At 68.0% G+C, this 15,361-nt stretch carries 17 protein-coding genes and 2 pseudogenes; 12 read left to right on the top strand and 7 right to left on the bottom strand.

Annotated features, from left to right (window positions below; translation table 11 throughout):
* Positions 1–45 precede the first annotated feature (45 nt).
* From acpM to K9U37_RS10715, 4 genes are all read left to right on the top strand, one after another.
* Positions 46–339 carry a meromycolate extension acyl carrier protein AcpM gene (gene acpM, locus K9U37_RS10730; RefSeq protein WP_243071676.1) on the top strand — a complete coding sequence of 98 codons (294 nt, stop codon included), beginning with the start codon at positions 46–48 and terminating at the stop codon, positions 337–339.
* On the top strand, positions 336–1,586 hold the full coding sequence (gene kasA / locus K9U37_RS10725; RefSeq protein ID WP_243071675.1) for a 3-oxoacyl-ACP synthase KasA: 1,251 nt from the start codon (positions 336–338) through the stop codon (positions 1,584–1,586). The genes acpM and kasA overlap by 4 nt, the downstream gene beginning before the upstream one ends.
* Before the next feature lie 65 nt (positions 1,587–1,651).
* Positions 1,652–2,917, top strand: a complete 1,266-nt coding sequence (gene kasB / locus K9U37_RS10720; RefSeq protein ID WP_272888029.1) for a 3-oxoacyl-ACP synthase KasB — start codon at positions 1,652–1,654, stop codon at positions 2,915–2,917.
* A 45-nt stretch (positions 2,918–2,962) separates the two neighbouring features.
* A complete protein-coding gene (locus K9U37_RS10715) occupies positions 2,963–4,396 on the top strand; it encodes an acyl-CoA carboxylase subunit beta (RefSeq protein ID WP_243071674.1) in 1,434 nt (477 codons plus the stop codon).
* 134 nt (positions 4,397–4,530) lie between these two features.
* On the opposite strand, the gene K9U37_RS10710 is transcribed toward K9U37_RS10715, so the two are convergent.
* Positions 4,531–6,069: a glycerol-3-phosphate dehydrogenase/oxidase gene (locus K9U37_RS10710; protein WP_243071673.1), complete on the bottom strand. Its 1,539-nt coding sequence runs from the start codon at positions 6,067–6,069 to the stop codon at positions 4,531–4,533.
* On the bottom strand, positions 6,066–6,647 hold the full coding sequence (locus K9U37_RS10705) for a TetR/AcrR family transcriptional regulator (RefSeq protein ID WP_243071672.1): 582 nt from the start codon (positions 6,645–6,647) through the stop codon (positions 6,066–6,068). The genes K9U37_RS10710 and K9U37_RS10705 overlap by 4 nt, the downstream gene beginning before the upstream one ends.
* 56 nt (positions 6,648–6,703) lie before the next feature.
* On the opposite strand from K9U37_RS10705, the gene K9U37_RS10700 reads away from it, so the two are divergent.
* Together K9U37_RS10700 and K9U37_RS10695 are read left to right on the top strand one after the other, a co-directional pair.
* Positions 6,704–8,281 (top strand): FAD-binding oxidoreductase, encoded by a 1,578-nt coding sequence (locus K9U37_RS10700; RefSeq protein ID WP_243073319.1) that lies wholly within the window; start codon positions 6,704–6,706, stop codon positions 8,279–8,281.
* Positions 8,278–9,198 carry a diacylglycerol kinase gene (locus tag K9U37_RS10695; RefSeq protein WP_243071671.1) on the top strand — a complete coding sequence of 307 codons (921 nt, stop codon included), beginning with the start codon at positions 8,278–8,280 and terminating at the stop codon, positions 9,196–9,198. Before K9U37_RS10700 ends, K9U37_RS10695 begins: the two co-directional genes overlap by 4 nt.
* A 9-nt stretch (positions 9,199–9,207) precedes the next feature.
* On the opposite strand, the gene K9U37_RS20025 is transcribed toward K9U37_RS10695, so the two are convergent.
* Entirely contained in the window at positions 9,208–9,426 is a 219-nt protein-coding gene (locus K9U37_RS20025) for a response regulator transcription factor (RefSeq protein WP_308197428.1), read from the bottom strand.
* Positions 9,427–9,742: 316 nt separating this feature from the next.
* Here K9U37_RS20025 and K9U37_RS10685 point away from each other — a divergent pair, with 316 nt between their 5' ends.
* From K9U37_RS10685 to K9U37_RS10675, 3 genes and pseudogenes are all read left to right on the top strand, one after another.
* On the top strand, positions 9,743–10,012 hold the full coding sequence (locus K9U37_RS10685) for a hypothetical protein (protein WP_243071669.1): 270 nt from the start codon (positions 9,743–9,745) through the stop codon (positions 10,010–10,012).
* Positions 10,013–10,051: 39 nt separating this feature from the next.
* Positions 10,052–10,096: pseudogene (locus K9U37_RS20195) on the top strand (hypothetical protein); the annotation flags it as partial.
* Between the two features lie 52 nt (positions 10,097–10,148).
* Entirely contained in the window at positions 10,149–10,337 is a 189-nt protein-coding gene (locus K9U37_RS10675) for an alkyl sulfatase C-terminal domain-containing protein (protein ID WP_243073318.1), read from the top strand.
* 71 nt (positions 10,338–10,408) lie between these two features.
* Here K9U37_RS10675 and K9U37_RS10670 read toward each other — a convergent pair whose 3' ends face one another.
* From K9U37_RS10670 to K9U37_RS10660, 3 genes are all read right to left on the bottom strand, one after another.
* Positions 10,409–10,921 (bottom strand): DUF3145 domain-containing protein, encoded by a 513-nt coding sequence (locus K9U37_RS10670; RefSeq protein ID WP_243071668.1) that lies wholly within the window; start codon positions 10,919–10,921, stop codon positions 10,409–10,411.
* 108 nt (positions 10,922–11,029) lie between these two features.
* Positions 11,030–11,857 carry a serine hydrolase domain-containing protein gene (locus tag K9U37_RS10665; RefSeq protein WP_243071667.1) on the bottom strand — a complete coding sequence of 276 codons (828 nt, stop codon included), beginning with the start codon at positions 11,855–11,857 and terminating at the stop codon, positions 11,030–11,032.
* Positions 11,858–11,867: 10 nt separating this feature from the next.
* On the bottom strand, positions 11,868–12,962 hold the full coding sequence (locus tag K9U37_RS10660; protein WP_243071666.1) for a tetratricopeptide repeat protein: 1,095 nt from the start codon (positions 12,960–12,962) through the stop codon (positions 11,868–11,870).
* A 71-nt stretch (positions 12,963–13,033) separates the two neighbouring features.
* Between K9U37_RS10660 and K9U37_RS10655 the strand changes: the two genes are divergently transcribed.
* Positions 13,034–14,119 (top strand): S-(hydroxymethyl)mycothiol dehydrogenase, encoded by a 1,086-nt coding sequence (locus tag K9U37_RS10655; protein ID WP_243071665.1) that lies wholly within the window; start codon positions 13,034–13,036, stop codon positions 14,117–14,119.
* A complete protein-coding gene (locus tag K9U37_RS10650; RefSeq protein WP_243071664.1) occupies positions 14,116–14,739 on the top strand; it encodes an MBL fold metallo-hydrolase in 624 nt (207 codons plus the stop codon). The genes K9U37_RS10655 and K9U37_RS10650 overlap by 4 nt, the downstream gene beginning before the upstream one ends.
* A gap of 39 nt (positions 14,740–14,778) precedes the next feature.
* Here the strand turns inward: K9U37_RS10650 and K9U37_RS10645 are convergent, their stop codons facing one another.
* Complete coding sequence (locus tag K9U37_RS10645; RefSeq protein WP_243073317.1) at positions 14,779–14,925, bottom strand: hypothetical protein; 147 nt, start codon at positions 14,923–14,925, stop codon at positions 14,779–14,781.
* Between the two features lie 53 nt (positions 14,926–14,978).
* Here K9U37_RS10645 and K9U37_RS10640 point away from each other — a divergent pair.
* A pseudogene (locus tag K9U37_RS10640) lies at positions 14,979–15,314 on the top strand (short chain dehydrogenase); the annotation flags it as partial.
* Positions 15,315–15,361 lie beyond the last annotated feature (47 nt).

The raw sequence follows: 15,361 nt of genomic DNA, 5'->3' as shown, positions 1-15,361 counted from the left end.
CCACTGATTTACCAAGTAACACAACCGATTACGAAGGAGCCATTCGTGCCCGCCTCTCAGGAAGAAATCATCGCCGGTCTCGCCGAGATCATCGAAGAGGTCACCGGTATCGAGCCGTCCGAGGTCACCCCGGAGAAGTCGTTCGTCGACGACCTGGACATCGACTCGCTGTCGATGGTCGAGATCGCCGTGCAGACCGAGGACAAGTACGGCGTGAAGATCCCGGACGAGGACCTGGCCGGCCTGCGCACCGTCGGTGACGTGGTCGCCTACATCCAGAAGCTTGAGGAAGAGAACCCCGAGGCCGCAGCCGCGCTGCGCGAGAAGTTCGCACAGTGACCAAGCCTTCCACTGCTAACGGCGGTTTCCCCGATGTCGTGGTGACCGCCGTTACGGCGACAACCTCACTTGCGGGTGACATTGAGAGCACGTGGAAGGGTCTGTTGGCCGGCGAGAGCGGTATCCGCGTTCTCGAGGACGACTTCGTCACCAAGTGGGACCTTCCGGTGCGCATCGGCGGCCATCTCGCCGACCCGGTCGACGACCACTTGGGGCGTCTGGACTTCCGTCGGATGTCCTACGTCCAACGGATGGCCAAGTTCATCGGCGCGCAGCTTTGGGAATCCGCGGGTTCCCCCGAGGTCGACGGTGACCGCTTCGCGGTCGTCGTCGGCACCGGGCTGGGTGGCGGCGAGAAGATCGTCGAGACCTACGACCTGATGAACCAGGGTGGCCCCCGCAAGGTGTCGCCGCTGGCCGTTCAGATGATCATGCCCAACGGTGCCGCAGCGGTCGTCGGCCTGGAGCTGGGCGCCCGCGCCGGTGTCATCACACCGGTGTCGGCGTGTTCTTCGGGTTCGGAGGCCATCGCCCACGCGTGGCGCCAGATCGTCATGGGTGATGCCGATATCGCCGTCTGCGGCGGCGTCGAAGGCGGGATCGAGGCGCTGCCCATCGCGGCGTTCTCGATGATGCGCGCGATGTCGACCCGCAACGACGAGCCGGAGAAGGCCTCGCGGCCGTTCGACAAGGACCGTGACGGATTCGTGTTCGGCGAGGCCGGGGCGATGATGGTCATCGAGACCGAGGAGCACGCCAAGGCCCGCGGCGCCAAGCCGCTGGCCCGGCTCATGGGCGCGGGCATCACGTCGGACGCCTTCCACATGGTGGCGCCGGCTCCGGACGGCCTGCGGGCCGGCCGGGCGATGACCCGGGCGATCGAGTTGGCTGGCTTGTCCCCCAAGGACATCGACCACATCAACGCCCATGCCACGTCGACGTCGATCGGTGACGTCGCCGAGGCCAACGCCATTCGGGTTGCCGGTATGGACCACGCCGCGGTGTACGCGCCGAAGTCCGCTCTGGGCCACTCGATCGGTGCGGTCGGTGCACTGGAGTCGATCCTGACGGTGCTGGCTCTGCGGGACGGGGTGATCCCGCCGACGCTGAACTACGAGACACCGGATCCGGAGATCAACCTTGACGTCGTCGCCGGCGAACCCCGCTACGGGGAATACCAGTACGCGATCAACAACTCGTTCGGATTCGGCGGTCACAACGTGGCGCTCGCGTTCGGACGCTACTGACCACAGCACTCGCCTCGGGGCGCCACTGATTCGGTGATTCCGGGGGAAAGGACGTACCAGAAGTAATGGCAGCAGGGTTGACGCAATTGTCGACGGGGAACGGCTTCCCCAACGTGGTCGTCACTGCCGTCGCCATGACGACCGCCCTGGCATCTGATGCCGACAGCACCTGGAAAGCGTTGCTGGACGGTCAAAGTGGCATCCGGCTTCTCGAGGACGAGTTCGTCGAGAAGTACGACCTGCCGGTCCGCATCGGCGGGCATCTCGTCGAGGACTTCGACGGTGAGCTCAACCGGGTGGAACTGCGGCGGATGTCATACCTGCAGAAGATGTCCACCGTCCTGGGCCGGCGGGTCTGGCAGAACGCCGGGGCGCCCGAGGTCGATCCCCGCCGGTTGATGGTGTCGATCGGCACCGGCATGGGATCCACCGAGGAGATGCTGTTCGCGTACGACGGTATGCGCGAACGGGGTCTGCGCGCGGTGTCCCCGCTGGTGGTGCAGATGTACATGCCCAACGGCGCAGCCGCCGCGGTAGGCCTGGAACTCAAGGCGAAGGCCGGGGTCATCACCCCGGTCTCGGCTTGCGCCTCGGGTTCGGAGGGCATCGCCCAGGCCTGGCGGCAGATCGTCCTCGGCGAGGCCGACATCGCGGTGTGCGGTGGCGTCGAGACCAAGATCGAGGCCGTGCCGATCGCGGGTTTCGCCCAGATGCGCATCGTGCTGTCGACGACCAACGACGACCCCGCCGGGGCCTGCCGCCCGTTCGACCGGGACCGCAACGGCTTCGTCTTCGGCGAGGGCGGTGCGCTGATGGTCATCGAGACCGAGGAGCACGCCAAGGCGCGCGGCGCCAACATCCTGGCCCGCATCATGGGTGCGTCGATCACCTCGGACGGCTACCACATCGTGGCCCCCGACCCCAACGGCGACCGGGCCGGACATGCGATCACCCGGGCAATCCAGCTCGCGGGTCTGCAGCCCACCGACATCGACCACATCAACGCTCACGCGACCGGCACCCAGGTCGGTGACGTCGCGGAAGGAAAAGCCATCAACAATGCGCTCGGCAGTCACCGGCCGGCGGTCTACGCGCCCAAATCGGCGCTGGGCCACTCGGTGGGTGCTGTCGGCGCGGTGGAGTCGATCCTCACCGTGCTCGCGCTGCGGGACGGCATCGTGCCGCCCACGCTCAACTTGCACAACCTCGATCCGGAGATCGATCTGGACGTGGTGGCCGGCGAACCCCGCTACGGCGAATACCAGTACGCGATCAACAACTCGTTCGGATTCGGCGGTCACAACGTGGCGATCGCCTTCGGGAAGTACTGACAACCCAAGGCGTTGGACACAATCCGGCGCACGTAGGAGGTTTGGATGACGATCATGGCCCCAGAAGCGGTCGGCGAATCGCTCGACCCGCGCGACCCGCTGCTGCGTCTGCGTACATTCTTCGACGACGACACCGTCGAGCTGCTGCACGAGCGTGACCGCTCGGGTGTGCTGGCCGCTGCGGGCACCGTCAACGGCGTGCGCACCATCGCGTTCTGCACTGACGGCACCGTCATGGGCGGCGCCATGGGCGTCGAGGGCTGCCAGCACATCGTCAACGCCTACGACACCGCCATCGAGGAGCAGAGCCCGATCGTGGGTATCTGGCACTCCGGCGGCGCCCGGCTGGCCGAGGGTGTTCGCGCGCTGCACGCCGTCGGCCTGGTGTTCGAGGCCATGATCCGCGCGTCGGGCTACATCCCGCAGATCTCGATCGTCGTCGGCTTCGCCGCCGGCGGCGCGGCCTATGGGCCGGCCCTGACCGACGTCGTCGTCATGGCGCCCGAGGGCCGGGTGTTCGTCACCGGACCCGACGTGGTGCGCAGCGTCACCGGCGAGGACGTCGACATGGTGTCGCTGGGTGGTCCGGACACCCACCACAAGAAGTCCGGGGTGTGCCACATCGTCGCCGACGACGAGCTCGACGCATATGGTCGTGGCCGTCGCCTGGTCGGATTGTTCTGCCAGCAGGGTCATTTCGACCGCAGCAAGGCCGAGGCCGGCGACAGCGACCTGCACGCCCTGCTGCCGGAATCGGCCCGGCGGGCCTACGACGTGCATCCTCTGGTGGAGGCGCTGCTGGACAAGGACTCCGGCGGCGCGTCGACGTTCGAGGAGTTCCAGGCCAAGTGGGCGCCGTCGATCGTGGTCGGCATCGGTCGGCTGGCAGGCCGCAGCGTCGGCGTGCTGGCCAACAACCCGCTGCGTCTCGGCGGCTGCCTGAACTCCGAAAGTGCCGAGAAGGCAGCGCGTCTGGTCCGGCTGTGCAACGCCTTCGGCATCCCGCTGGTCGTCATCGTCGACGTGCCGGGCTACCTGCCCGGCGTGGATCAGGAGTGGGGCGGCGTGGTGCGACGCGGCGCAAAGCTGCTGCACGCGTTCGGTGAGGCCACCGTCCCGCGCGTGACGCTCGTGACCCGAAAGATCTACGGCGGAGCCTACATTGCGATGAACTCGCGTTCACTGGGTGCCACCGCCGTGTTCGCGTGGCCGGACGCCGAGGTCGCCGTGATGGGCGCCAAGGCCGCGGTCGGCATTCTGCACAAGAAGAAGCTGGCCGCCGTGCCGGATCACGAGCGTGACGCGCTGCACGAGGAACTCGCGCTCGAGCACGAGCGGATCACCGGCGGTGTGGACAGCGCGATCGAGCTCGGCGTGGTCGACGAGAAGATCGACCCGTCGCACACCCGCAGCAAGCTGACCCAGGTGCTCGCCGAGGCGCCGCCGCGCCGCGGCCGCCACAAGAACATCCCGCTGTAAGCACACCCTACTTTGCCCACTTTGGCGCCCAAACCGATGTTTGGGCGTCAAAGTGCGAGTTGCTCACGCCATTTCGCACCGCTGGAGTTGAGTAGGAACGCGATTATTCCTGGCCGCGCAGGGGTTTCACGATGTCAGTTCGTCGCGGAGAGGAACTCCTGCGCCGCGGCTGCAGCGCGCTCGCGGTCGGCGGCGACCAGCCCGATGCGGGTGCGACGGTCGAGGATGTCGTCGACGGTCAGCGCACCTTCGTGGGTGACGGCGAACTCGAACTCCGCACGGGTGACGTCGATCCCGTCGACCACCGGGTCCATCGGCCGCTCGCAGCGCGCCGAGGCGATGACGTTCGGCGACTCCGCCCCGTACCGGGCCACCAGCGACCCCGGCAAGGTGGTCGGGGTGTGCAGTGCGGCAACCGGATTGGCAGGCGCACCGACCAGCGGCAGGTTACGGGTGCGGCACGGCCGGGCGATGATCGTCCTGGCCTCCAGCGCGCGATCGAGGGTGTCCTCGGCCATGTGCCGATATTCGGTCAGCTTGCCGCCGACCACGCTGAACACTCCCGAATCCGACTCGAGGACAGCATGGTCGCGGGACAGGTCCGACGTGCGCCCCTCCCCGGTGTCGATCAGCGGACGCAACCCCGCGTAGGCGCCGGTGACGTCGGCGGTGCTCAACGCGGTGCCCAGTGCGGTGTTGACGGTGTCGAGCAGGAAGCTGACCTCGGCCGCCGTCGGTTCCGGCTCATCCGGAATCGGACCGGGCGCATCCTCGTCGGTCAGGCCGAGATACACCCGACCCAGCTGCTCGGGCATGGCGAACACGAACCGATTGATCTCGCCCGGTATCGGAATGGTCAGCGCCGCAACCGGATTGCCGAACGTGGCGGCGTCGAACACCAGGTGGGTGCCGCGGCTGGGCCGCAGCTTGATCGACGGGTCGACCTCGCCGGCCCACACACCAGTCGCGTTGATCACCACGCGCGCAACCACCTCCAGCGACTCCCCCGTCAGCTGATCGGTCAGCCGCACCGCATTGCCGGTGGCCGACGTGGCCGACACCCGGGTGAGGATGCGTGCGCCGTGCTGAGCGGCGGTGCGCGCCACGGCGGCGACCAGGCGGGCATCGTCGATCAGCTGGCCATCGAAGGCCAGCAGCGCACCGTCAAGCCCGTCGCGCCGGACGGTCGGGGCCATCTCCACGGCCTGTTGCGCGCTGATGCGCCGGGACCGGGGCAACGTGGCGGCCCTGGTGCCGGCCAGCATGCGCAGCGCGTCACCGGCCACGAATCCTGTTCGCACCAAAGCCCGTTGGACCCGGTTCATCGACGGCAGCAGCGGAACGAGTTGGGGCATGGCATGAACCAGGTGCGGTGCGGTGCGGGTCATCAGGATGCCGCGCTCGACGGCGCTGCGCCGTGCGATGCCGACGTTGCCGGTGGCCAGGTAGCGCAACCCGCCGTGCACCAGCTTGGAACTCCAGCGGCTGGTTCCGAAGGCCAGGTCGTGCTTTTCCGCAAGCACGACGGACAGTCCGCGGCCGGCCGCGTCGAGCGCGATGCCGGTTCCGGTGATCCCGCCGCCGATGACGACGACGTCGACGCGGGCGATGTCTGCGACGGCCGCCAGATCGGCGGTGCGGCGGGCGGCGTTGAGAGCGGTGAGGTCACTCATGGCGCGAGGTATCCGTTTAGTGCGTGGGACAGTTCGCCGGCCAGGGCGTGGGCGTCGAGGATCGGTGCGACCATCGGGCCGGACTGGATGGCGGATTGCGTGATCAGCAGCAGCATCGCCGACATCTGCCGGACGTCGCCGGGCCGGACGCTGCCGTCGGCCTGCGCGGTGCGCAGTTCGTCTGCCACCTGGTCGATCAGGATCTGCTGGCTGGTGCCGAGTCGCCCGGTGATGTAGACCATCGCGACTTCGGGCGCCGAGCGCAGCACCGATGCGATCACATCGTCCTCGCGCAACTGCTGGGCGACTTCGACGATCCGCGCGACCAGTCCCGCACGCCCGGGGCGCCGGGCCGGAACCTCTCGCCAGGCGCCGGTGACGCGCTCGGTGAGTAGCGCGGACAGGATGGTTCCGGTGTCGGGCCAGCGCCGGTAGACGGTCGGCCTGCTGACGCCGGCGCGGCGGGCGATCTCGGCGAGTGTCACCCGCCGCACCCCGAGGTCGCGGACGCAACTGGCAGCGGCGGCCATGATCCGGTCGCCGATGTCCACCGATTGGTCGTTACTGATTGACAGCATCTGTAATACTGTAATGCATGGTCGACAACGATGCACCCAACCGCCTGCTTCCTCCGATGGCGTGGAACGCGTGGGGCGACCCGGACGCCGCCAAACCGCTCTCCGGCGGCATCCGCGGACTGCTCGAACAAGCCCTCGGCATCAAGGCCGCCGCAATCGCCGCGCCCGGGATCGACGAGGTTCAGTTGGAGCCGTCGGCGCTGACCGATGTGCACCGCGACGGGCTGACCGCGATTGTCGGCGCCGACTACCTCCGCACCGTCGACCGCGAACGCCTGCTGTACGCGGGCGGCAAGTCGACCCTGGACCTGTTGCGGCGCAAACAGACTCAACAGGACGCGCCCGATGCCGTGCTGCTGCCGGCAGACGAGGAACAGATCGCGGCGGTGCTCGCATACTGCTCCAGGCACGGTATCGCGGTGGTGCCGTTCGGCGGTGGCACCAGCGTGGTGGGCGGGCTGGACCCGATCCGCGGTGAGTTCGGCTCCGTCGTGTCTCTGGACCTACGCCGGCTGGTCGAATTGCACTGGCTGGACGAGACTTCCAACGAAGCCGAACTGGGCGCAGGCGTCACCGGACCCGACGCCGAGCGGCTGCTGGGCGAACGCGGCTTCTCACTCGGGCACTTTCCGCAGAGTTTCCGGTTCGCCACCATCGGCGGTTTCGCGGCCACCCGCTCGTCGGGCCAGGACTCCGCAGGCTACGGGCGGTTCAACGACATGATCCGCGGGTTGCGGGTCGTCACTCCCGCCGGTGTGCTGGACCTCGGCCGGGCACCGGAGTCGGCCGCCGGGCCGGATCTTCGCGAGCTGTTCACCGGCTCGGAGGGAGTGTTCGGCATCATCACGCGCGTGCGACTGCGGGTGCACCCCACCCCGGAGGCGGTGCGCTACGAGGCGTGGTCGTTCCCCGACTTCGCCACCGGCGCCGCGGCGCTGCGCGCAGTGACTCAGATCGCTACGGGGCCGACGGTGCTGAGGTTGTCCGACGAGGCCGAGACCGGTGTCAACCTCGCCACCACCGGCGCCATCGGCGAGCAGACGATCACCGGCGGTTGCCTGGCCATCACGCTCTTCGAGGGGACCCCAGCCCATGCCGAGAGCCGGCACGCCGAGACCCGCGCCGTCCTCGAGGCCAACGGCGGGACTTCGCTGGGCGAGGGCCCGGCCAGGGCGTGGGAGCACGGCCGGTTCGACGCACCGTATCTGCGCGACTCGCTGCTGGCGGCCGGCGCGCTGTGCGAGACCCTCGAGACGGCGACCACGTGGTCGAACCTTCCGGTGCTGAAAGCCGCCGTCACCGAGGCGCTGACCACCTCGCTGGCCGAAAGTGGCACGCCGGCCTTGGTGCTGTGCCACATTTCGCACGTGTACCCCACCGGCGCGTCGCTGTACTTCACCGTCGTGGCCGGACAGCGCGGGGACGTCACCAAACAGTGGCGGGCCGCGAAAGTCGCCGCCTGCGAGGCGATCACCCGCGTCGGCGCTACCATCACCCACCACCACGCGGTCGGTGCCGATCACCGGCCGTGGATGACCGCCGAGGTCGGGGAACTCGGTGTCAAGGTGCTGCGCGCCGTCAAGCAGGCCGTCGACCCGGCCGGAATCCTCAACCCGGGCAAGCTGATTCCATGATCGTCACAGTGCTGACCAACCCGATGTCGGGCCACGGCAACGCGCCGCACGCCTCCGAACGGGCGGTGGCCCGGTTCCAGCAGCTCGGCATCGACGTGGTCCAGATCGTCGGTCGCGACGCCGCCCACGCCCGCGAACTGGTCGACGAGGCGCTCAGCCGCGGCACCGATGCCCTGGTGGTGGTCGGCGGCGACGGAATGATCCGGCTGGCGCTGCAGGCGTTGGCGCACAGCGACGTTCCGCTAGGGATCGTGCCGGCCGGCACCGGCAACGACCATGCCAGGGAGTACCGATTGCCGACAGCCGACCCGGAGGGCGCCGTCGACATCATCGCCGCCGGACACCTCGAGACGGTCGACCTCGGGCTCATCAAGGGGTCCGACGGCAGCAGCACGTGGTTCGGCACCGTCGCCGCAACGGGTTTCGACTCCCTGGTGAGCGATCGGGTCAACCGGATGAGCTGGCCGCACGGGCGGATGCGCTACAACGTCGCCATGGTTGCCGAGTTGTCCAAGCTCCGGCTGCTGCCGTTCCGCATGGTGCTCGACGGGCAGCGCGAGATCGTCACGCGGCTGACGCTGGCAGCGTTCGGCAACACGCGCAGCTACGGGGGTGGGATGCAGATCTGTCCGGGCGCCAACCACTCCGACGGCATGCTCGACATCACAATGGTGCATTCGGCTTCGCGCACCAGGCTGATCCGGTTGTTCCCCACGGTGTTCAGGGGCACCCACGTCAACCTCGACGAGGTGACGGTCGACCGAGCCCGCACCATCACCGTCGATTCACCCGGAATCAATGCGTATGCCGACGGCGACTACGTCTGCTCATTGCCGGCCGAGATCTCCGCAGTGCCAGGGGCGCTGAAAATCATTGTGCCGGATTACCCCTCGGGCAGGCGGGCCGGCCGACCCTAGTTCCTTCGTCTAGGTCGTGTCTCCACGGTGGCCGGTAGGTCCGACGGCTCTGATGGCTTCGCGCCGGTTCGCCACGCCGAGTTTTCGGTAGATGGCACGCTGGTGGGTCTTCACGGTGTTCACCGATACCGAGAATCGTGACGCGATCTCCGCAGCGGTCATCGGTGTCCGCAGGAACGCCAGAACATCTTGTTCGCGTGCTGTGAGCGGCGTTGCAGTGCCTGAAATGTCGCGTATCGCGATCCCCTCGCAAGCGACGAGGCAACTGTCCAGAAAGCTTCGGTCGGAGGTCGACGTGGCATGAGAACCGAGCAGCCTCAGACAGTCGTGGTCGGCGTTGTCGATGAATGGGTTCGTGGCGACCTAAGCAGGCCGTCGGGCGATCTGGCTCTTTCGGCGAGCTCGGTGAATCCCAGTCCCTCGCACTCATGCCGGGCGGCGACCAGCTGTGTCGCGGCACGATCTGCGCGGCGCAGCCGGGAGTTGGCCCAGCCGAGCACAAACAGAGCGCATGCATGCACCCCGTGGGAACGATCGTCCGGTCGTGAAGCGCCGACTCGATGCGGTCGACGGCAGCTGCCATGGTCTCTTCGACATCGGACGTCAGCACCGTGGTGACGTCGGCAATGAACGCGATCCGCGTCGACTCACCTTCCGTGACAGGTGCTGCCCGAGCCCGGCTCAGCAGAAGCCTTGCGTCCAGATCGTCACCGGCAAGCGCGCGGCAGCAGGCCCGGACCATCAAGGTCTCCGGATTCTCGCCGAAGGCTTCGACAGTGGAGATACAGGCCTTGTCAAGGGCATCGGCGAGTGACTGCAAGGTGAGCTGCAGCACGAATACCGCTGGGTTGCCATGGCTTTGAAGCATGTCGTGTTTGCCAACCCCGACAGCGTCAACGGAAGGAATCTCCTTGCCGACGCCTTCGAGCAGATGGAACCGGCCTCAACCGGTGCCGGGCGCCGATGTCACCGTCACCACTACCAAAGCCACCCTCGACGATGTTCGGCTGGGCGAGAAGACCCTCGACCAGGCGCGCTCGGATAGATCGATCAGTTTCAAGGGCAATGAGGCGAAGTTCGACGAGTTCCTCGGCTTGTTAGTCGACTACCCGTTCTGGTTCAACATCGTCACGCCCTGACACACGCTGAGAGCTGTTGACTTCGCCGACGAGAGTCCGTCGCGGACCACAACCGCCCGCCGCCGTTCTGACTAGCCGACCCCGCGGCTCAGCCAGCTCACCTCACCACTGTCGCCGCCGTCGCGATACGCCTCGAGAGCCTCGTCCCAGGCGGTACCCAGCACCGAGTCCAACTCGGCGGCCAACGCGTCCGCGCCTGCGGCCATCAAGGTGCGCAGCCGCATCTCGCCGACCATCGTGTCGCCGTTGGCACTCATCGATCCGCTCCACAGACCCAATTGCGGCGTGTGGCAGAACCGCTGCCCGTCCACGCCCGCGCTGGGATCCTCGGTGACTTCGAAGCGCAGGACGGACCAGGAGCGCAGGGCATTGGCCAACCGGGCACCCGTGCCGACAGGACCAACCCAGTTGGTCACGGCGCGCAGCTGGCCGGGCATGGCCGGCTGCGGGGTCCACTTCAGGTTCGCCCTGGCATTCAGGGTCGACGACAACGCCCACTCGACATGTGGGCACACCGCAGCAGGCGAGGCGTGGATGTACACCACGCCAGTCGCCGCGTCGGCAAACTGGTTCGACGCACGCATCACTTGCTCCTTCGGCTCCACTAGGGACGTCTTCCCCAACGACCTGGCATTGCCGAAGATGCAGTTGTGTCGTGCGTGTTTATTGTGCCTCGTGGGGCCCCTGTTGCGCTAGTCCGGCCCGTACTCTCTCAGAACTTCATCAGAGATTGCCGGCCACAGCGGTTTAGCCCATTCGTCGAAATCCCGGTCCGTCAGCACCACCAGGGCCAGCTCGCGGTCGGGATCGACCCAGATGAACGTGCCCGATTGTCCGAAATGGCCGAACGTCCGCGGCGAGTTCGCGGTCCCGGTCCAGTGCGGGGATTTGCCGTCGCGAATCTCGAAGCCCAGTCCCCAGTCGTTGGGCCGCTGGACACCGAAGCCTGGCAATACCCCGGTCAGACCGGGAAATTGCACGCTGGTCGCCGCCGCGTGCATCTCGGCTGACACCGTGCGGGGTGAGAGCAGGTCCGCGGCAAACACCGCCAGGTCAGCAACCGTCGAAACCCCGCCGTACCCCGCGGCCGGCGCTCCCTTCGCCAACTCGGAGCCGCCCATCCCCAGCGGCTCGAACACAGCCTCGCGCAAGTAGCGGCCGAACTCGATCCCGGAGTGCTGCTCGACGGTCTCGGCGAGCACCTGAAAGCCGTAGTTCGAGTACACCCGTCGTTTGCCCGGCTTGGCCAACACCTCAGCCGAGTTCATCGACAGCCCGGAGGCATGGGCCAGCAGGTGGCGCACGGTGCTGTCGGGCGGGCCGGCGGGGGCATCGAGGTCCACCACGCCCTCCTCGACGGCGACCTGGGCCGCGCGGGCGACGAGCGGCTTGGTCACCGAAGCCAGGCGGTACGGCGCGCTGACGTCGCCGTATTGTGCGAGCACACCGGACGGGCTGACCACCGCCGCGGAGGCAGCAGGTACCGGCCAGTCGGCAATGAGGTCGAGAGGCGTGGCCATCGGGTGCAGGCTAGCCGCCGTGCAGGCGGGCAGCTGCCTCGTCGGCCGCCGCCAGGTCGTCGGCCCCGAGCCCCCGGTGCGCCGCAGCCATCCACCGATAGGCCTGGGCGGCCTCGTGCTCCGACCCACGCATCCGGAACTCGCGCAGCGCCGCCCGCAACACGGCCAGCGCGTCGCTGAAGCGTCCGCGGCGGATCAGCAGCTGCGCGTGCAGCAGCGCGTCCGGCAGCGTGTCCGGCGCAGAGACGCTCAGTTCACGAAGGTGGCGCTCAGCACTGTCGAGATCGCCGCGCGCGAAGGCGATCTCGACCGCACCTCGCAGCAACCGGGCCCGGCCGCGCTCGTCGGCCTCGGTGAGTGCCGCCTGAATTTCGGCCCACGCCGCGTCTACGTCGCCCAACGCGCACCGCAGCAACGCCTCACCCGGCTGCGGCATGACACCCAACCGGTGCGCCGTGGCGTACGCGGCCAGTGCGCCGTCGACATCGCCGCGCAGCCGACGTACCTCCCCGAGCCGGTAGCACGCCTGGCCCGCGGTACGCGGATGCGCCTGCTCGACCGCGCTCGCCAGGGCGGCCAACCGCTGCTCCCCGATCGCCTCGAGCAACTCGCCCACCTCGAACGCCGGCTCGGGTTCGGGCGCCCGTGACGCAAGCTCGCGCAGCGCCGCGGACCGCTCCGCAACCTGGTCGACGTCGTCGCTCAGCACTGCGACCACCGTCTCCAAGTACGTCAGCCAGACCAGCACCGGGCTGTCGGGCGCACCGGCGAGCAATCCGCGGGCCCGCCGTATCCAGCTGTACCCGACGGCCACCTCACCGCGGGACAGCCACGCCGACCCCAGTTCGACGGCCTTCGTCGCCGCCGAGTTGGGGTCGGTGCGGGTCAGCCGAAGGTAGACCAGTTCGCCGACGCGCATCGCCTCGCCGGTATGGCCGGAGCGCCAGGCCGCACCCGCCATGGCGTCGAGGTCGTCGACGTTCAACGGCCCGATCGCACCGGCACGGGAGAAGGAGGCGTAGCTCGTTTCCCAGTCGCCGCTGCGATAGGCGCTGCGGGCTGCGGCCAGCAGGTCGCTCAGGGTGTCCAGTCTCGCGGTAAGCAAGTCTCCACCGTATCGCTCATCGACACACTGGCGTGCGGCATTCCGGGTTACCCGCGCTAAGGTTTCGTCCCATGAGTCAGACGGTGCGCGGTGTGATTTCTCGAAAGAAGGGCGAACCCGTCGAGCTCGTCGACATCGTGATCCCGGACCCGGGTCCGGGCGAGGTGGTCGTCGACGTCACCGCATGCGGCGTGTGCCACACGGACCTGACCTACCGCGAGGGCGGCATCAACGACGAGTACCCCTTCCTGCTCGGCCACGAGGCCGCCGGCACCGTGGAGTCCGTCGGCGAGGGCGTCACCAACGTCGAGCCCGGCGACTTCGTGATTCTCAACTGGCGCGCGGTCTGCGGGCAGTGCCGCGCCTGCAAGCGGGGCCGTCCGTGGTACTGCTTCAACACCTTCAACGCCACCCAGAAGATGACATTGACCGACGGCACCGAACTCACCCCGGCACTGGGCGTCGGCGCGTTTGCCGACAAGACCCTGGTCCACGAAGGTCAGTGCACCAAAGTCGATCCCGAGGCCGACCCCGCCGTGGCCGGCCTGCTGGGCTGCGGCGTGATGGCCGGTCTCGGCGCGGCGGTCAACACCGGCAACGTGGGCCGCGATGACACCGTCGCGGTGATCGGCTGCGGCGGCGTCGGCGACGCCGCGATCGCCGGTGCGGCCCTGGTAGGTGCCCGCAAGATCATCGCCGTGGACACCGACAACAGGAAGCTGGACTGGGCCCGCGACTTCGGCGCCACCCACACCATCAATGCCCGCGAACTCGACCCGGTCGAGACCATCCAGGACCTGACCGACGGGTTCGGTGCGGACGTGGTTATCGACGCCGTCGGCCGCCCGGAGACCTGGAAGCAGGCGTTCTACGCGCGCGATCTCGCCGGAACCGTTGTCCTGGTTGGTGTTCCGACCCCGGACATGAAGCTGGAGATGCCGCTGGTGGACTTCTTCTCCCGCGGCGGATCGCTGAAGTCCTCCTGGTACGGCGACTGCCTGCCCGAACGCGACTTCCCCACCCTGATCAGCCTGTACCGCCAGGGCCGCCTGCCGCTGGAGAAGTTCGTCTCCGAGCGGATCGGCCTCGACGGAATCGAGGACGCCTTCCACAAGATGCACGCCGGTGAGGTGCTGCGCTCGGTGGTGATCCTGTGAGTGGCATCGAGCGCGTCGTCACCCACGGCACCTTCGAACTCGACGGCGGCAGTTGGGAAGTCGACAACAACATCTGGATCGTCGGCGACGACTCCGAGGTGATCGTCATCGACGCCGCCCACGACGCCAAGGCCATCGCGGACGCCGTCGGCAAACGGCACGTCGTCGCGGTGGTCTGCACCCACGGCCACAACGACCACATCACCGTCGCACCACAGCTGAGCAAGGACTTCGACGCTCCGGTGCTGCTGAATCCCGCAGACGACATGCTGTGGCGAATGACTCATGGCGACAAGCAGTTCCGCACGATCGAAGATGGTCAGGTGCTCAAGGCCGACGGCATCGAACTGCGCGCGATCGCCACGCCCGGGCACTCCCCGGGTTCGACCTGCCTCTACGCGCCGGCACTGGGCGCGGTGTTTTCCGGCGACACCCTGTTCCAGGGTGGCCCCGGCGCCACCGGGCGTTCGTTCTCCGACTTCCCGACCATCCTCGGGTCGATCAAGGACAAGCTGGGCAAGCTGCCCGCCGACACCGTGGTCTACGCCGGCCATGGCGACACCACCCGAATCGGCGACGAGCTGGTCAACTACGACGACTGGGTGGCTCGCGGCCACTGACGAGGGACGGTCCGGGTGCCGTTCATGGCCCGAAGTGCGTCATGCGGGGCTCTGCGCCGCCGCCCCGATCAGCCAGGTCGACAGTCCGGTGCGCAGGCCGTCCTGGAATCGGCACCGCGGGTCGGGAAAGCCCAGATCTGCCATGGCCTGCCGCACCGGTTCAGTGGGCACCGAGAACGGGTACATCCCGGCCACCAGCGTCAGAATGCCCTCACCGATGAAGGCGACGGACTCCGCGGGCGCACCCCGGCTTGTGCAAGACCAACCTGCAGATCAGCGGCCCCTCGCACGGTCGCGCCAAGCCGACGGCACTGGCCCGGTTCTACCAGTTCAGCTGGCGCTACATGCCGTTCATGTGGCAGGAGGTCGACGAGGGCATCCTGCCGGTGCTCTACGCCGCCGTCGATCCGCACGGCCGGGGCGGAGTGTTCTACGGACCGACCGGCTTCATGGAGCTGGCCGGCGGCGGCGTCACCGAGGCGAAGATCCTGAGCCGGGCCTCGGACCCGGAGGGCTGCCGCAGGCTCTGGCAGCTCTCCGAACGGCTCACCGGGGTGAGTTATCCGAAGAATTGACCCCGCGGCGACTACCGTCACCTGCTGAGGCAGCAAGCACGGGAGGT

It is taken from the genome of Candidatus Mycolicibacterium alkanivorans (genome assembly GCF_022760805.1).
In the GTDB taxonomy this organism is placed as follows: Bacteria; Actinomycetota; Actinomycetes; order Mycobacteriales; family Mycobacteriaceae; genus Mycobacterium; species Mycobacterium alkanivorans.
This window is presented reverse-complemented; position numbering and strand designations above follow the sequence as displayed.

Excerpts from the sequence above, each read along its gene's own strand:
- K9U37_RS10710 (WP_243071673.1), bottom strand. The coding sequence starts at position 6,069 with ATGAGTGACCTCACCGCTCTCAACGCCGCCCGCCGCACCGCCGATCTG.
- K9U37_RS10705 (WP_243071672.1), bottom strand. The coding sequence starts at position 6,647 with ATGCTGTCAATCAGTAACGACCAATCGGTGGACATCGGCGACCGGATC.
- K9U37_RS10715 (WP_243071674.1), top strand. The coding sequence starts at position 2,963 with ATGACGATCATGGCCCCAGAAGCGGTCGGCGAATCGCTCGACCCGCGC.
- K9U37_RS10655 (WP_243071665.1), top strand. The coding sequence starts at position 13,034 with ATGAGTCAGACGGTGCGCGGTGTGATTTCTCGAAAGAAGGGCGAACCC.
- K9U37_RS10665 (WP_243071667.1), bottom strand. The coding sequence starts at position 11,857 with ATGGCCACGCCTCTCGACCTCATTGCCGACTGGCCGGTACCTGCTGCC.
- K9U37_RS10645 (WP_243073317.1), bottom strand. The coding sequence starts at position 14,925 with ATGTACCCGTTCTCGGTGCCCACTGAACCGGTGCGGCAGGCCATGGCA.
- K9U37_RS10700 (WP_243073319.1), top strand. The coding sequence starts at position 6,704 with ATGGCGTGGAACGCGTGGGGCGACCCGGACGCCGCCAAACCGCTCTCC.
- K9U37_RS10670 (WP_243071668.1), bottom strand. The coding sequence starts at position 10,921 with ATGCGTGCGTCGAACCAGTTTGCCGACGCGGCGACTGGCGTGGTGTAC.
- K9U37_RS10695 (WP_243071671.1), top strand. The coding sequence starts at position 8,278 with ATGATCGTCACAGTGCTGACCAACCCGATGTCGGGCCACGGCAACGCG.
- kasB (WP_272888029.1), top strand. The coding sequence starts at position 1,652 with ATGGCAGCAGGGTTGACGCAATTGTCGACGGGGAACGGCTTCCCCAAC.